Source organism: Streptomyces sp. SD31, from assembly GCF_052068475.1.
In the GTDB taxonomy this organism is placed as follows: domain Bacteria; phylum Actinomycetota; class Actinomycetes; order Streptomycetales; family Streptomycetaceae; genus Streptomyces.
This window is the reverse complement of the sequence record NZ_JBQHCX010000005.1, coordinates 302,629-319,697: the sequence shown is the minus strand read 5'-3', so window position 1 is coordinate 319,697 and position 17,069 is coordinate 302,629. Positions and strand designations below refer to the sequence as shown.

At 71.5% G+C, this 17,069-nt stretch carries 10 protein-coding genes; 8 read left to right on the top strand and 2 right to left on the bottom strand.

The window, feature by feature from the left end; translation table 11 throughout:
- Positions 1-69: 69 nt before the first annotated feature.
- Both ACTMVF_RS13410 and ACTMVF_RS13405 read left to right on the top strand, forming a co-directional pair.
- Positions 70-1,041, top strand: coding sequence for a fumarylacetoacetate hydrolase family protein (locus ACTMVF_RS13410; RefSeq protein ID WP_441271212.1), 972 nt, complete (start codon positions 70-72; stop codon positions 1,039-1,041).
- A 14-nt stretch (positions 1,042-1,055) separates the two neighbouring features.
- Entirely contained in the window at positions 1,056-1,781 is a 726-nt protein-coding gene (locus ACTMVF_RS13405) for an SDR family NAD(P)-dependent oxidoreductase (RefSeq protein ID WP_441271356.1), read from the top strand.
- A 244-nt stretch (positions 1,782-2,025) separates the two neighbouring features.
- Here ACTMVF_RS13405 and ACTMVF_RS13400 read toward each other — a convergent pair whose 3' ends face one another.
- The gene (locus tag ACTMVF_RS13400) at positions 2,026-4,515 is read right to left on the bottom strand and encodes a SpoIIE family protein phosphatase (RefSeq protein ID WP_441271211.1); all 2,490 of its coding nucleotides are present in this window, start codon (positions 4,513-4,515) and stop codon (positions 2,026-2,028) included.
- Positions 4,516-4,748: 233 nt separating this feature from the next.
- Between ACTMVF_RS13400 and ACTMVF_RS13395 the strand changes: the two genes are divergently transcribed.
- The 4 genes from ACTMVF_RS13395 (at position 4,749) to ACTMVF_RS13380 (ending at position 11,718) form a co-directional block, all read left to right on the top strand.
- Positions 4,749-6,815, top strand: a complete 2,067-nt coding sequence (locus tag ACTMVF_RS13395; RefSeq protein WP_441271210.1) for a SpoIIE family protein phosphatase — start codon at positions 4,749-4,751, stop codon at positions 6,813-6,815.
- 83 nt (positions 6,816-6,898) lie between these two features.
- Complete coding sequence (locus tag ACTMVF_RS13390) at positions 6,899-7,657, top strand: IclR family transcriptional regulator (RefSeq protein WP_441271209.1); 759 nt, start codon at positions 6,899-6,901, stop codon at positions 7,655-7,657.
- Between the two features lie 184 nt (positions 7,658-7,841).
- Positions 7,842-8,921: a PP2C family protein-serine/threonine phosphatase gene (locus tag ACTMVF_RS13385; RefSeq protein WP_441271208.1), complete on the top strand. Its 1,080-nt coding sequence runs from the start codon at positions 7,842-7,844 to the stop codon at positions 8,919-8,921.
- A gap of 121 nt (positions 8,922-9,042) precedes the next feature.
- Positions 9,043-11,718 (top strand): SpoIIE family protein phosphatase, encoded by a 2,676-nt coding sequence (locus ACTMVF_RS13380; protein ID WP_441271207.1) that lies wholly within the window; start codon positions 9,043-9,045, stop codon positions 11,716-11,718.
- 13 nt (positions 11,719-11,731) lie between these two features.
- Here ACTMVF_RS13380 and ACTMVF_RS13375 read toward each other — a convergent pair whose 3' ends face one another.
- Positions 11,732-13,750, bottom strand: coding sequence for a flavin monoamine oxidase family protein (locus ACTMVF_RS13375; protein ID WP_441271206.1), 2,019 nt, complete (start codon positions 13,748-13,750; stop codon positions 11,732-11,734).
- A gap of 238 nt (positions 13,751-13,988) precedes the next feature.
- Here ACTMVF_RS13375 and ACTMVF_RS13370 point away from each other — a divergent pair, with 238 nt between their 5' ends.
- Together ACTMVF_RS13370 and ACTMVF_RS13365 are read left to right on the top strand one after the other, a co-directional pair.
- Positions 13,989-15,488: a family 43 glycosylhydrolase gene (locus ACTMVF_RS13370; RefSeq protein ID WP_441271205.1), complete on the top strand. Its 1,500-nt coding sequence runs from the start codon at positions 13,989-13,991 to the stop codon at positions 15,486-15,488.
- Between the two features lie 91 nt (positions 15,489-15,579).
- Complete coding sequence (locus tag ACTMVF_RS13365; protein ID WP_441271355.1) at positions 15,580-17,001, top strand: family 43 glycosylhydrolase; 1,422 nt, start codon at positions 15,580-15,582, stop codon at positions 16,999-17,001.
- The last annotated feature ends 68 nt before the right edge of the window (positions 17,002-17,069 follow it).

Here is a 17,069-nt window from a genome sequence, read left to right as displayed (position 1 = left end):
GCCCGCCGCGCTCCCGGGCCCGCCGTACCCGCCCATCCGCCGCCCCGTCGACAGGACCGGATCCCTCCCATGCGCTTCGCCACGTACGAGTACCGCGACCGAACCCAGGTGGCCGTCGTCGACGAGGACGGCACGCTCCACCCGCTGCCCGCGGTCCGCTCCCTGGCCGGCCTGCTGGCCGCGGGCGGCGGTCTGCCCGCCCTGCTCGAAGCGGGCGCCGCGACCCTCGACGTGCCGGCCGGTCCGCATGTCTCCGAAGTACGGCTGCTGCCGCCGCTCCAGCCGCCCACCGTGCGTGACTTCGTCACCTTCGAGGAGCACGTGGAGGGCGTAGGGCGCTCGGTGGACGGGGCCGCCGGAGTGCCGCAGCGGTGGTATGCGGCCCCGACGTTCTACTTCACCAACCCCTACGCGGTGTACGGCCCGCACCACGACATCCCCGTGCCGCCGGGGTCGGCCGTGCTCGACTTCGAGCTCGAGGTGGCCTGCGTGATCGGCCGCGAGGGCCGCGACCTCACCCCCGAGCAGGCCCGCGACCACATCGTCGGCTACACGGTCTTCAACGACTGGTCCGCGCGTGACCTGCAGTCGGCGGAGATGAAGGTGGGCCTGGGCCCCTGCAAGGGCAAGGACACCGCCACCACTATCGGGCCGTACCTCGTCACCGCCGACGAGCTGGAGCCGTACCGGGACGCCGACGGTTTCCTGCGGCTGGCGCTCACCGCCGCGGTGAACGGCGAGGTGGTCGGCGAGGACCTGCTGTCCAACATGAGCTGGACCTTCGAGGAGATGGTCGCCTACGCCTCACGCGGGACGTGGGTGCGTCCCGGGGACGTGCTCGGTTCCGGCACCTGCGGCAACGGCGGCTGCCTGGCCGAGCTGTGGGGCGTGCGCGGCCGGCAGGACCCGCCGCCGCTGAAGCCCGGCGACACGGTGACGCTCACCGTGCAGGGCATCGGCTCCGTGTCCAACACAGTGGTGGCCGGCCCCGATCCGGTGCCGGTGCCGGTCGCTCGGCGTCGGCCCCGGGAGCGGCCGTGAGCGACCTGCACACCATGAGGCTCCTCGGCAAGATCGTCGTGGTGACGGGAGCCGCCCGCGGCCAGGGCGCCGCCGAGGCCGAGGCACTGACCCGCGAGGGCGCCCGGGTGATCGCCACCGACGTGACGGACGCCCCCGGCTGCCGCCGCCTCGACGTCACCAGCGACCGGGAGTGGTCAGAACTCGCCGCCGAGCTGAGGGAGTCGTACGGCAGTGTCCACGGGCTGGTGAACAACGCGGGCATCACGTGGCGCGCCCGCCTCGGCGACGTACGCCCGGAGGACTTCGACCGTGTCCACGCCGTCAACGTCACCGGCCCGCTGCTCGGGATCCAGCACCTAGCCCCGCTGATGCGGCCGGGCTCGGCCATCGTCAACGTCGGCTCGACGGCCGCGCTCACCGGCCACTACCCGGTCGCCTACACGGCCAGCAAGTGGGCGCTGCGGGGCCTGTCGAAGGCGGCCGCCCTGGAGCTCGGCCCGCGCGGCATCCGCGTCAACACCATCCACCCCGGCTACATCGAGACCGAGATGACCGCCTCCGCGGCCCCCGCCTTCCGCGAGGCGAACCTCCGCGAGACACCGCTCGGCCGCACCGGCACCGTGGACGAGATCACCCCGCTCGTGGTGTTCCTGCTCTGCGACGAGGCGTCCTTCATCACCGGCGCCGAGATCCCCGTGGACGGGGGTCTCACCGCGCACGGCGGCGTCAAGTCCCTGTCGGACGCGCTGCGTTCCTGAGCCGTCACCCGGTCACGCCGTCACCCCGTCAGCCCGTCACGCGGCTGCACACCTCGGTGCTGGTGGCCGGCGTGCTGTGCGTCGTCGGCGCGGCAGTGGCGGTGGCGGTGGTCGGCGTACGAGCCAACTCTGGCGGCAGCCAACCTCAAGGGGCGGGGGGCTGACTCGATATGCGGCCCGCCGCGTGGGCCCGATCGACCCCACACAACCCGCACCCGCCGAACAAGCCAAACCATCCGACCTCTCAGGCGATCTCCTGCTCCGCCCAGATGATCTTCCCGTCACCCGTATAGCGAGCCCCCCAGCGATGAGCAAGCTGAGCCACCAGGAACAGCCCACGCCCGCCCTCATCCATGCTCCGAGCGTGCCGCAACCGCGGAGCGGTGTGGCTCGCGTCGGAGACCTCGCAGGTCAGGCGGCAGTCGCGGAGCAGGCGTAGGCGAATGGGCGGTTCGGCATAGCGAATCGCGTTGGTGACCAGCTCGCTCACGATCAGCTCCGTCGTCATGGCCAGTTCCTCGAAGCCCCACGCCTCCACCTGCCGGGTCGCCCGCGCGCGGATGTCGGCGACGGCGGCCGGGTCCACGGGCACGTCCCAGGAGACGACGTGCTCGGCACCGAGGGCGTGGGTGCGCGCCAGGAGAAGGGCGATGTCGTCGGGTTGCGGCCCGGGCACGAGCCGGCGCACCGCGGACGAGCACAGGGTGCCGAGGTCGAGATCGCGCCGGGACAACAGGTCGCCGAGCCGGGACATGCCCCGTTCCATGTCGCGGTCGGCCGCCTGGACGAGGCCGTCGGTGTAGAGGCCGAGCAGACTGTTCTCGGCGAGCTCGATCTCGCACGACTCGAACCCGATGCCGCCGAGCCCGAGCGGCGGCCCGGCAGGGGGTTCGGGGAAGGAGACCTGCCCGTCGGGTGCGACGACGACCGGGGGCGGATGCCCGGCGCGGGCCATCGTGCAGCGCCTGGTGACCGGGTCGTAGACGGCGTACAGACACGTCGCGCCGAGGAAGGCGGTCGTGCTCCGCCGGGCCGCCTCGGCCGCACCGGCCGTCTCGACGGCACCCCCGTCGGGAGGCTCCTCGCTCAGACGCAGCACGAGGTCGTCGAGGTGGGCCAGCAGTTCGTCGGGCGGCATCTCCATGTCGGCGAGGGTCTGTACGGCGGTGCGCAGCCGGCCCATGGTGGCCGCCGCGGTGATGCCGTGGCCGACGACGTCGCCGACGACGAGGCCGACCCGGGCGCCGGACAGCGGGAGCACGTCGAACCAGTCACCGCCGACTCCGCCCGACGGGTCCGCCGGCAGATAGGAGGAGGCCACCTCCAGCGCCGTACCGCCCGTCAGGGCCTGGGGCAGCAGACTGCGCTGCAAAGTGACCGCCGCCGTGTGTTCCCGGGTGTAGCGGCGGGCGTTGTCGACGCACAGCGCCGCCCGGGCCACCAGCTCCCGGGCGACCAGGACGTCGTCGGTCTGGAAGGAGACGGGGTTGACCGAGCGGATGAACGTGGCGAGGCCCAGGGCGGTGTTGCGCGCCCGCATCGGCACGGAGATGAGGGAGTGCAGGCCGAACTCGCGCATGCTGGCCGCCCGCTCGGGCTGTTCGACGGCCCACAGCTCGTCGGACGGGTCGAGGACCGGGATGAGGATCGGATCGCCGTCGACGATCAGATGCGCGTCGTGCGGCGGGGGCACGAAGTCGACCCGGTCCCCGATCCGCGACACGGCCTCGGGGCAGCCCTCGCGCACCGAGTTCATTCCGGCCCGGCGCATGACCGGCTTGGCGGGTGCCGGTCCCGCGTCGGTGAGCCAGGCCCCGTGCCCCTCGGAGCTGAACACGGGCTCCAGCAGGTCCACGACGACGAAGTCCGCGAAGCGGGGAACGGCGAAGTCGGCGAGCTCCTGAGCCGTCCGCAGCACGTCCAACGTCGTACCGATACGCGTTCCGGCCTCGTTGACCAGCGACAACAGCTGGCGGGCGGTCCACCGCTCGGTGACGTCCGAGACCATGTAGCAGACCCCGGTGATCGAGTCGTCGGCGTCCACGAGGGGGAAGAAGGAGGTCGAGTAGGCGCGCCGGCGGTGCGGATCGGCCCAACTCCAGCCGACGTACTCGTAGTCCGTGACCGGGACGCCGGTGTCGAGGACCTTGCGCATCAGGCCCTCGATGGTCTCCGCCTGCAGCCCGGGCAGCAGTTCGCTCAGCCGACGGCCGAGCCGTTGCTCACGGGGCACACCGCCGAAGCGTTCCAGGGTGTCGTTCAGCCAGACATAGCGCAGCTGCGTGTCCATCACGGCCATGCCGACCGGCGAGCGGGTCAGGAAACCGTCGAGGACGGACTGGCCCACCTCCCACTGCTGCCGCCGCTCCCGCGCCGAGAGCAGAAAGCACTCGTCCGCGCCGATCCGGAAGGACGCGGAGACCCGCAGGTCCACGTCGATACGGCGGCCGTCACGATGCCGTACCGGGATGAGGCCGCTCCATCCCATGCCGGCCCGGCAGCGCTCCACGATCCCGGCCACCCGCATCGGATCGTCCGGCATCGCCAGCAGCCGTGCGGCCGGGCCGCCGACGACCTCCGCCGCGGGGTGGCCGAGGAGTTCCTCGGCGGCCCGGGTCCAGCCGAGCACCACACCGCGTCCGGACACCACCGCCGCCGCGTCGGAGGACGCGTCAAGGAGGGCGCGCGCTCCCGTGGGCGTGCGCGCGTCGGGCTCTTCGCGCGGAGCATCCATGGGTCCTCACGCAGCGTCCATGGGTCCCGTCCTCACACGACCATGTTCCTGCTTGTCCGCCGGATGTGCACGGGCCGACGACACCTGCCCCCGCCTCGAGGGCCGCTCGGCGCGCCCGGACTGGGCAAGGCCCGCGGGGTGGAGGGAGCATGGAGGTGACGGTCGTCTCAGCCGTGGTACCCGGCGGGGACGAAAGGCCGGCAGTCTCTGCCGGCCGTGGCGCGGGAGCTGGGATGACAGCCGAATCCTTCGAGTCCGACGGCGGCGGGTACGGCTCCGAGCCACCCCGGCCGACCGGCCTGCTGGACGTCCTGAGCGTGGCCGCGGTGGTGGTCGACGCCGAGGGGCGCATCGTGTTCTGGACCCCGCAGGCCGAGGATCTCTTCGGCTACACCTCCGAGGAGGCTCTCGGCACGCACGCGGCGCGGCTGTTCATCCACCCCGAGCACCTGCCGGCCGTCGCGAAGCTGTTCGCCGAGGTGCTGGAGACCGGCCGGAGCTGGGCCGGCGCCTTCCCCGTGCGGCACAAGGACGGCAGCACCGTCCTCACGGAGTTCCGCAACATGCGGCTGCTGGACGACCTGGGGGACGTGTACGCCCTGGGCATAGCGGCCGACCACTCGCTGCTCCAGCGCGTCGAGACCGACCTGGCGCTGTGCGAGCGGCTGATCAACCAGTCCCCGATCGGCATCGCCCTCCTCGACCCCGGCCTGCGCTATCTGCTGGTCAACCCGGCACTGGAGCGCATCGACGCCACACCGGCCGAGGACCACATCGGCCGGCGGCTGCGGGAGACCCTGCCGCTGCCCGACATCGACACCATCGAGTCCGCCCTGCGTCAGGTGCTCACCACGGGCACGCCGCTGCTCGACCAATACCACGTGGGCCGCCCGCCGGCCGACCCCGACCACGAGCACGCCTGGTCCCTGTCCTTCTACCGGCTGGACGACTCCAGCGGGCGGGTGCTGGGCGCGGCCATCTCGTTCGTCGACGTCACCGAGCGGCACCGCGCGGCCGCCGAGGCCGACCGTGCCCGGCGGCGCCTGGCCCTGGTCGCCGATGCCTCGACCCGGGTCGGCACCACGCTGGAGGTGGAGCAGACCGCCCGCGAACTGGCCGACATCGCCGCCCCCGAGCTGGCCGACGTGGTCGCCGTGGACGTCCTGGACTCCGCCCTGGCCTGCCGCCGTATGCGCAAACCGGACAACGGCCCGGAGCTGTTCCGCGCCCTCGCCCTGAAGGCGGCCTACCCCAGCGTGGCCCTGCGTGCCGCCGACCCGCCCGGTGACCTCGCCGCCTACGACGGCGACCGCCTCGTCACGCTGTGCGTCCACACCGCTCGCCCGGTGCTGGTGCGCCATGTCAGCGAGCACGATCTGCGGCGCATCGCCCGGGACGACGAGGCCACCTCCCTGCTGGCCCGCGCCGGCGTGCACTCCTATCTCGCCGTGCCGTTGATCGCCCACGGCGAGGTGCTGGGCGCCCTCGACCTCAAGCGCACCCGCAATCCGGTGCCGTTCGACGAGGACGACGTCGTCCTCGCCGGTGAGCTGGCCAGCCGTGCCGCCGTGGCCATCGACAACGCCCGCTGGTTCCAGAGCGTGCGCAACACCGCCCTCACCCTCCAGCGCAGCCTGCTGCCCGACCACCCGCCGCACCACCCGGGCCTGGAGCTCGCCTCCCGCTACCAGCCCGCCCAGGCGACCAGCGAGGTCGGCGGGGACTGGTACGACGTCCTGCCGCTGACCGACGACAGGACCGCCCTGGTCGTCGGCGACGTCATGGGCAACGGCATCGACGCCGCCGCCACCATGGGCCGGCTGCGCACCGCCACCGTCGCCTACGCGGACCTCGACCTCGATCCGGGCTCCGTGCTCCAGCACCTGGACAAGATCACCTGCGATCTGGAGCACTACATCGTCACCTGCCTGTACGCGGTGTACGACCCCCGCACGAGGCAGTGCCACATCGCCAACGCCGGGCACATGCCACCCGCGCTGACCCGCCCCGGCCACACCCCCGAACTGCTCGAACTGCCCGCGGGAGCCCCCCTCGGCGTCGGCAGCATCCCCTTCGGGACCACCACGGTCGACCTCGGCCCCGGCGATGTGCTGGTGCTGTACACCGACGGCCTCGTCGAGACCCGCCTGCACCCCATCGACGACCGCCTGAACGTCATGCTCGGCTTCCTCGACGAACCTCACCGGCCCCTTGAGGAGACCTGCGACCTCCTGCTGTACGGCCTGCGCCATCCCGACGACCACGACGACGTCGCCCTGCTCGTCGCGCGCGTGCTGTAGACCCGCGTGCTGTAGACCCGGCGATCCGTCCCTCCACGCCCGTCCGCCTTGCCCACGCGGTACGCCCGGCGCACGCTGTTCGTATGGGTGCTCGTGAGGGCCCGACGCTGATCAACTCCGTCCAGCGAGCCTTCCGCCTGCTGGAGGCGGTCAGCGCGCACGAGAACGGCGCGCCGGCGAAGCAGCTGGCACGCGAGACGGGCCTGCCCCTGGCCACCGCGTACCACCTGCTGCGGACCCTGGTCCACGACGGATACGTACGCAAGCTCGACGACGGCGGGTTCATCCTGGGCGACCGGCTCCAGACGCTGCACTCGACGGGCCGGGCGCAGGCGCTGCTCAGCCGGATCCGCCCCACGCTCGCCGCGCTGCGGGACGAGCTGTCGACCGCCGCCTACCTCACCTTCTACGAGGACGGCGAGATCCGGGTCGCCGAGATCGTCGACGGTCCGCGCACTCCCCGCGTCGATCTGTGGGTGGGATTCGAGGACGCCGGGCACGCCACGGCGCTGGGCAAGTCCGTACTGCGCGAGCTGGACGACGAGGCGCGCAAGGACTACCTGTCCCGGCATTCGCTCGCCGACCTCACCCCCCGGACGATCACCGACACGCCGGAGCTGCTGCGGCGGCTCGACTCCTCGCCCATGGCCCCGGCGGTCACGGACCTGGAGGAGTACTCCCTCGGCACGGTCTGCGTCGCGGTGCCCGTGTACAGCGGGAACACCCTCGGCTCGCTCGGCGTCTCGCTGCGGGCCGACCGGCGCTCCCGTCTGGAGGAGATCACGGAACGGCTGCTCCCGGCCGCGAGCCGGGTGACGAGAGGGCTCTCGCTCACTATCTGAAAACGCTGTCCTTGTCCCGCCCGCGCCGAACCTATTTCCTAGACGAAACGGACATTTCATGGGCGTAGGCCTCTCCACCGGGGGCATGCCCGCGCACACAGGTGAGGACAGCCGACAAGACATGAGCCAGGCCCAGGCCCCACACCACGGTCGTGACCACTGGCCGAGGCGCTTGATCGCCGCTATGCCCGTACTGCCCATCCTGATCGTCTTCGTCATCGTGGTCGTCGACCTCGTCTGCGGCTCGGGGATGACTTCGGTGCCGCTGCTCGCCGTGGGCCCCGCGCTCGCCGCGACCACGAACGGGCCGCGCGGAGTCCTGTGTGTGGGGCTCCTCGCCGCGGCCCTGGGCGCGACCCTCGGGATCCGTGACGGCGGACAGGGCCACGAGTTGGCGGTCGTGGTGACCGCCCTGATGGCCGTCACCCTGGCGAGCGGCCTGGCCAGTGCGCTGCGCGGGCGGCGCGAACGGGTGCTGGCCGCCGTCCGCTCCGTCGCCGAGGCCGCCCAGCACGCGCTGCTGCAGCCCGTACCGGCGAAGGTGGGGCCGTTCCAGGTGGCCGTCCGCTACAGCGCGGCCGCGGCGGAGGCCCGGATCGGCGGCGACCTCTACGCGCTGGTGTCCACGCCGTACGGGGTCAGGCTGATCGTCGGCGATGTGCGCGGCAAGGGGCTGCCGGCCGTGGGAACGGCCGCTCTGGTGCTCGGTGTCTTCCGCGAGGCCGCCTACGACGAGCCCGATCTCCTCGCCGTCGTCGCGCGGATCGAGCGGAGCCTGGCCCGCAACCTGGGCAGCGACGACTTCGTCACCGCCGTGGTCGCCGGGTACCCGCGGCCCGGGCAGCTGGAGGTGGTGAACTGCGGTCACGCGCCGCCACTGCTGGTACGCGACGGCGTCGTCGTGCCGATCGATCCGGACCTGCCGGCACCGCCCCTCGGGCTGCGTACCCTCTCCGGCGAGACCCCCGCACTGCAGGTGCTGCCCTTCGCCGACGGCGACCAGCTGCTGCTCTACACCGACGGCGTCACCGAGGCCCGCAACCACGCCCGTGAGTTCTACCCGCTCGCCGAGGGCCTGGCACGACACACGTCCGAGGAACCGGCCGACACGGTCACCGCACTCCACGACGAACTGCTGACCCACGTGGGCGGCCGCTTGCACGACGACGCGGCCCTCCTCCTGCTCCGCAAACCGGCCACCGCGGAAACACCGGTGACCGGGGCGACGTCAGACGCCGGGCGCATCGAATCGTGCTCGCCGTAGCGCCCCAAAGGGGCGCGGGGAACTGCGCGACCAGCCACAACGAGCCCGCAGGCAACCGACGGCCTGTCACGGCACCCCCTCACGGCTCTCCCCGCGGAGCGCCCCATGCTAGAAAAGAACCATGGCCGGATTCCTCGGCCGCCTGCGCTCCCTGTTGAGCGCGCGCACCGTCGCCCGGCAGGTCTTCATGTTGCAGGCGGCGATCGTGCTGCTCCTCGTCGCCGCCGCGGTGGCTGCCCTGGTGCTGCAGGTCCGCAATGACAGCGAGCGGGAGGCCCGCAACCGGTCCCTCGCCGTGGCCGAGGTCTTCGCGAACGCGCCGGGCGTCGTCGAGGCCCTGGCCGATCCGAACCCGACGGCGCTGCTCCAGCCGCGTGCCGAGGCGGCGCGCGAGGCGACCGACGTGGACTTCGTCGTCGTGATGACCAGGGACGGCATCCGCTACACGCACCCCGACCCCGACCGCATCGGCGAGCACTTCATCGGCACCATCGCACCGGCCGCGGCGGGCGGGGTCGTACGGGAGACATACACCGGAACCCTGGGCCCGTCGGTACGGGCCGTGGTCCCGGTGACCGACGGAGACGGCAAGGTCGTCGGTCTGGTGGCCGCCGGGGTGACGCTGGCCAGCGTCGGCGGGATCGTGGACCACCAGCTGCCGGTGCTGCTCGTCTCGGCGGCGGCCGCGTTCGCCCTCGCCACCGGCGGGACCGCGCTGGTCAGCCGGCGGCTGCTGCGCCAGACGCACGGGCTGGGGCCGGCCGAGATGACGCGGATGTACGAGCATCACGACGCCGTCCTGCACGCCGTACGGGAAGGTGTGCTGATCCTGGACGGCCGACGGCGGCTGGCGCTGGCGAACGACGAGGCGCGCCGGCTGCTCGGGCTGCCCGCGGACGCGGAGGGACGGCCCTGCCGCGACCTCGGCCTCGGACGCGACCTGGCCGGGTTGTTCGCCTCCGGGCGGGACGCCACCGACGAGGTGCACCTGGCGCGGGGCCGGCTGCTGGCCGTCAGCCAGCGCTCGACCGACCGGGCCGGCGGGCCGCCCGGCAGCGTGGCCACGCTGCGGGACACCACCGAGCTGCGCACGATGACCGGCAGGGCGGACGTGGCGCAGGAGCGGCTGAAGCTGCTGTACGACGCGGGGCTGGAGATCGGCACCACCCTCGATGTCACGCGCACCTCGCAGGAGCTGGCCGACTTCGCGGTGCCGCGGTTCGCCGACTTCGTCAGCATCGACCTGGCGGACCCGGTGCTGCGCGGCGGGGAGCCGAAGCTGGGCCGAACCGACATGCGCCGGGTCGCGTTCCGGGGGGTGCGGGAGGGCAGCCCGCTCTATCCGATCGGCAAGCTGATCCACTTCGCCCCGGCCACCCCGCAGGCCTTCGGCTTCGGCACGGGCCAGACCGTGCTGGAGGCGGACATGCCCGCCTTCTCGGGCTGGCAGGAGCAGGATCCCGAGAACGCCCGCAGACTCGTCGACTTCGGGATCCATTCAATGCTCACGGTCCCGCTGCGCGCCCGCGGCGTGATCATGGGCATGGCCACCTTCTGGCGCGCCGACCGGCCCGAGCCGTTCGAGCCGGACGACGTCTCGCTGGCCGAGGAGCTGGTGGCCCGCGCGGCCGTCAGCATCGACAACGCCCGCCGCTACACCCGCGAGCACACCCTGTCGGTCACGCTCCAGCGCAGCCTGCTGCCCCGGGCCCTGCCCGCGCAGAGCGCCCTCGACGTCGCCTACCGCTATCTGCCCGCGCACGCGGCGCAGGGCGGGGTCGGCGGGGACTGGTTCGACATCATCCCGCTGCCGGGCGCGCGGGTGGCGCTGGTCGTCGGGGACGTCGTGGGACACGGGCTGCACGCGGCGGCCACGATGGGACGGCTGCGCACCGCGGTCCACAACTTCTCCACCCTGGACCTGCCGCCCGACGAACTCCTCGGCCATCTGGACGAGTTGGTGGTCCGGATCGACCAGGACGAGGGCGACGGCGAGGCCGCGCCGGTCACCGGGGCCACCTGCCTGTACGCCGTGTACGACCCGTCCTCCGGGCTGTGCACCCTCTCCCGCGCCGGCCACCTCGAACCGGCCCTCGTCCACCCCGACGGCCGCGTCGAGTTCCCCGCCGTCCCCGGCGGCCCGCCGCTGGGCCTGGGCGGCAGCCTGCCCTTCGAGGCGACCGAGCTGCGACTGCCGGAGGGCAGCGGTCTCGTCCTGTACACGGACGGGCTGGTGGAGCAGCAGGGGCGGGACATCGACGAGGGACTGGAGTTGCTGCGCGGGGCGCTCGCCGCGGCCCCGCCGACGCACGGCCGGACGCCGGAGGAGACGTGCAAGGCGGTACTGGAGACCCTGCTGCCCGAGCGTCCGCGCGACGACGTCGCCCTCGTCGTCGCCCGGACGCGACTGCTCCCCGCCGACCGCACGGCGGCCTGGGACGTCCCGGACGACCCCTCGGCGGTGGCCCGGGTCCGGGCGGCGGCCACCAGGACCCTGGAGGACTGGGGGCTGGCGGAGGAGGCGTTCACGACCGAGCTGATCCTCAGCGAACTGGTCACGAACGCCCTCCGCCACGCCACCGGCCCCATCCACGTCCGCCTGATCCGCGACCGCGCCCTGATCTGCGAGGTCTCCGACGCCAGCAGCACCGCCCCGCATCTGCGCAGCGCGGCCACGACGGACGAGGGTGGCCGCGGCCTGTTCCTGGTGGCGCAGTTCGCCGACCGGTGGGGGACGCGGTACACGGCTCACGGCAAGGTCATCTGGACGGAACAGCCCCTGCCGCAGAGCAACTGAGTCGTACGGCGCCTCAGTCCCCGTGCGCCTCCAGGGCCGCCCGCACCCCTGATTCGAGGGCCCCCTCGATCCACGACGGCTTCACCGACGTGTGGTCCCCGGCGAAGTACAGCGGGCCCTCGGGGCTGCGGATGGCTTCCAGCAACTCCGTGTGCTGACCGGGGAGGAGGACGGACGCCTCTCCGTACGCGTACGGGTCGCGCAGCCAGCTCTGCGTCCGCCCGGCGCCGGTGTAGAAGACCTCGACGCGCTGGCCGTAGACCTGTTGCAGCCCCCGGAGCGCGTGCGGGTAGCGGGCGTCCTCGTCGAGGGAGTCCCAGCGGGAGGCGTCGTCGGCCCAGCTGTAGGAGGCGAGGACGACGCCGCCCTTGCTGCCCTCGACCGGATGGGACGGGTTGATCATGAAACGGTTGGAGTTGTCGGAGACCGACCCGCCGCCGATGATGTGCGCCGCCTCGGGCTGGTCACGGGTGGCCCAGCGGTTGGCGGCGTAGTGGGCGCGCTGGGCGTCGCTGATGTGGCCGTCCGGGACGGAGGGATGGGCGCCGAGGAGACTGCCGTCGGCGGGGGCCTTGCCCTTGCGGTAGTCGTCGTAGAGCCCGGCGCGTACGGCGTCGAGCTCCCGCTTCCAGTCGGCCTCGGTGAACTCCCACCAACGCAGGCCGAATTCGAGCAGCACCTTGGTAGCGCTGTCGTAGTGCAGCTCGGCCACCGCGCGCCGCTTCTTGTACGACATCAGCGGGCTGACCTGCACCTGCCGCAGCCCCGAGAAGGGCACGGTGACGATCGCCAGGTCACCGGTGAACTGCTCGCGCACGACCTTGCCGTCGCGTCCCTCGGAGACGGTGTCGATCCAGACGTGCGGGCCCTTGGCGCCGACGTGGGAGGTGTCGTCGGCGCCGGGCCGGCCGGGGGCCCAGTACTCGATGTGGGTCGCGCGCCGGTCGAGACGCAGGACGTCGGCGACCTCCTTGAGCAGCGCGTCCGGAAGCGTCGCCGTACCGCCGACCAGCTCCCAGAACGCGGTGTCGGGGCTGATCAGCGACTGGCTGATGAAGCTGTGGATGAAGGAGAGCGGCAGCCGTGAGGTGAGGTTCTCCAGGGTGCCGATCAGGTCGATGGTCCGCTCGTCGAAGCCCGCCTCCTCGGTGAGGAACCGGTACATCGACCAGTCGCCGTACTTCTGCACGACCCGCGCCCAGCCCTTGACCCGCTCGGGCATCGGCTTGTCGACACGCTTGCCGTCCGGTCCGACGGTGCTGAACTCGTCGCGTACCGGGTCCAGTGCGCGGCGCAGGATGGTCGACGAGGGGGTGTCCCAGTGCTCGCGGGGGACGCCGAAGGAGCGGTTGATGGCGCGGGGCGACTTCGCGTACGCGGAGCGGCGCACGCGGACGCCGTTGACGTGCAGCCAGGCGTTGTTGACGGGTTTGCCCTCGCCGTCGACGTCGACGAGGTGGAACCGGCGGCGTTTGACGCCGAGTTGGTCGATGAGGCTCATCACCAGCGGATGGCTGCCGGGGATGCGCATGGCACCGGCCTCCGCGTACTGGGCCGGGTCGGCGAAGGCCTGCGCCGCCTGCTCGTGCCCGCCGGTGCGGAAGGTCTTGATGCGGCCGCCGACGCGGTTGCCGTTGGCCTCGACGAGCGTGACATGGTGCCCGGCCCGCTTCAGCAGCCAGGCGGCGACCAGGCCGGCGGGTCCGGCGCCGACGACGAGGATTCTCTTCGCGGTCGTCGTCTTCGCACGCGGGAGCCCGGAGTCGAGGATCTTCCGGTAGGTCGGTACGAGCGGCCGGTCGTGGTCGTCGACCACCAGCAGGGCGCGGGCGACCGCCAGACAGGTGTCCCAGTCGGCGGTGGAGCGCGGCCGGCTGGGGGCCTGGTGGGGGACGGCGGGTGCGGCGGGTGCGGCGGCAGCCGCGGCCGCGGTCGGGGTTAACGCGGCCAGGGCGGCCGTCGTGGCGGACGCAGTCGTGAACTGCCTCCGGGAGAAGGGAGCGGGGCCGACAGGTGCGCGGTGATTGTCCATGGGCCCTGGATACGGGGCGGGCGGGGGGCGGGCAGCCCATCCGTCCCTTCATCACCTGAACGGGCAAGCGCATGATCGCGCACCCACGCCGGGCGTGCGTCCGCACGCGGGTTTGTAAAGCGCACATGACGAAACCGTTGACGGGAGCACCACCCACTCTTATCTTCTGATCTCAATCACGATCGGAATGACGAACTCCGTTCGATATACCAGACAGGGACGGTGTCGTATGCCCCGGATGTCTCACCCGCCGTTCAGGAAGCGCCGCAGATCACTGATCCTCTGCGTACTCGCGGCGCTCTTGGCCCTGGTGGCGACCACGCAACCGGCGTCCGCGGCGGACGGCCGCCCGTACACGAACCCGCTGAAGTCGTTCAAGGGCGCCGACCCCTGGCTGCAGTACCACGACGGCAACTACTACTTGATCACCACGACGTTCACCGGCATCCTCGGCATCCGCAAGTCGCCGACCCTCGCGGGCCTCGCCACCGCGCCCAACGTGCAGGTGTACGCGGAGACCACGTCGACCCGGAACACCAACTTCTGGGCGCCGGAGATGCACCTCTTCAACGGCCACTGGTACGTGTACTACTCGGCCGGGCAGAGCGGCGTCGCCTGCTGTGACTCGCAGCGGACCCATGTCCTGGAGAGCGCCGGCACCGACCCGATGGGGCCGTACACCTACAAGGGCTCGCTCACCGGGTCCAACCTCACGCCGGGCGGCTGGCTGATCGACGCGAGTGTGCTCCAGGCGAACAACAAGCTGTATCTCATGGGCAGCGGGTTCATCAACGGCAGTACGCAGAGCCTGGTCATCGCCCCGCTGAGCAATCCGTACACCCTCGCGAGCAACACCTTCACGATCATCTCCAGCCCGACCCTGGACTGGGAGCGCTCCGGCAGCCCCGTCAACGAGGGCCCCGAGCCGCTCTACCGCAACGGCCGCACCTTCCTCACGTACTCCGCGAGTTCCTGCCAGACCGCCGACTACAAACTCGGGCAGCTGGAGCTGACCGGCTCCGATCCGCTCGACCCTGCCTCCTGGACCAAGAAGCAGACGCCGGTCTTCCAGCGCAGTGACGCGAACAGCGTCTACGGCCCCGGCCACAACGGCTTCTTCACCTCGCCCGACGGCACCGAGAACTGGATCGTCTACCACGCCAACTCCGCGTCGAACGGCGGCTGCGGCAACGGACGCACCACCCGCGCCCAGGAGTTCACCTGGAACGCCGACGGCACCCCGAACTTCGGCACCCCCGTCGCCCTCGGCACCACCCTGCCCGGCCCGTCCGGCGAGACGGCGGCGACGCCGACGTCGTACACCCTGGTCAACCGCAACAGCGGCAAGTGCCTCGACGTGAACGGCGGCAACACCGCCGACGGCACCAACATCTTCCAGTGGAGCTGCACCGGCGGCGCCAACCAGAAGTGGAAGCTGGAGGACCTGGGCGACGACACCAACCGGCTGGTCAACGTGGCGACCGGCAAGGTGATGGACACCGCCGGGTGCTCCGCGACCGACGGCGCCGACATCCGGCAGTGGTCCTGGCTGAACAACAAGTGCCAGCGCTACCGCCTCGTCTTCACCGCGAGCGGCGACTACGTCCGCATCGTCAACGAGTCCACCGGCAAGGTCGCCGACGTCGCCGACTGCGGCACCGCGAACGGCACCGACGTACGGCAGTGGACGTGGCTGAACAACAACTGCCAGCAGTGGAAGCTCGTCCCCACCACCTGATCCCGCCGCTGATCACCCGCTCCGATCCCCCCTCTGAGCGCCCTTTCCGATCCGGAGAACTCCCTTGAGACGCATAGCCGTACGGCTGCTCATGGCCGTCCTGGTCGCCCTGGCGGCCTGCCTCGTCGGCCCGGCCCCCGCCGCCCAGGCCGCCGTGCCCGACTCCCCCGCCGTGACCTACACCAACCCGATCGCGGAGAAGCGGGCCGACCCGCACATCTTCAAACACACCGACGGCTACTACTACTTCACCGCGTCCGTCCCCGAGTACGACCGCATCGTGCTGCGCCGGGCGACGACCATCCAGGGCCTGTCCACGGCCCAGGAGGTCACCATCTGGACCAAGCACGCCAGCGGTGTGATGGGCGCGCACATCTGGGCGCCGGAGATCCACTTCATCGACGGCAAGTGGTACGTCTACTTCGCCGCCGGCGCCACCAACGACATCTGGGCGATCCGGATGTACGTCCTGGAGGGCACCGGCGCCAACCCGCTGACCGCCGCCTGGACGGAGAAGGGGCAGATCAAGACCCAGTGGGAGAGCTTCTCGCTGGACGCCACCACCTTCGTCGTGAACGGCGTGCGCTATCTGTCCTGGGCCCAGCGCGACCCTTCCGTGAACAACAACACGGACATCTACCTCGCGAAGATGGCCAACCCCTGGACCATCACCGGCACGCCGGTGATGCTGTCGCGGCCCACCTACTCCTGGGAGACGGTCGGCTACAAGGTCAACGAGGGTCCGGCGGTGATCCAGCGCGGCGGCAAGGTGTTCATGTCGTACTCCGCCAGCGCCACCGACAGCAACTACTGCCTGGGGCTGCTGTCCGCCTCCGCGAGCGCCGACCTGCTCAACGCGGCGAACTGGACCAAGAGTTCCACGCCGGTGTTCACCAGCAACGCCGCCACCAGCCAGTACGGCCCGGGCCACAACTCCTTCACCGTCTCCGAGGACGGCAAGAGCGACATCCTCGTCTACCACGACCGCAGCTACAAGGACATCAGCGGCGACCCGCTCAACGACCCCAACCGCCGCACCCGCGTCCAGAAGCTGTACTGGAAGGCCGACGGCACCCCCGACTTCGGCATCCCGGTGGCCGACGGGGCCACGCCGCAGCGCTTGTCGTCGTACAACTTCGCGGACCGCTTCATCCGGCACTGGGAGTACCGCGCCCGCATCGAGGCCAACGTCTCCCCGCTCGCCGACTCGCAGTTCCGCGTGGTCACCGGCCTGACCGGCAGCGGCACCGTCTCCCTGGAGTCGGCCAACTTCCCCGGCTACTACCTGCGGCACAAGAACTTCGAGGTATGGCTGGAGAAGAACGACGGCACGACGCAGTTCGCGTCCGACGCGACCTTCTACAAGCGAGCCGGGCTGTCCGACTCGGCAGGCGTCTCCTACGAGTCGTACAACTACGCCGGCCGTTACATCCGGCACTACGAGTACCTGTTGCAGGTGCAGGCCGTGAGCACGGCGACGAGCAGGGCGGACGCCACGTTCTACGCCCAGTGAGGCGTCTCAGGCTGTGCCTCACCAGGTGAGGCACAGCCTGTACGGCCGTATGACACGTAGATGACCAT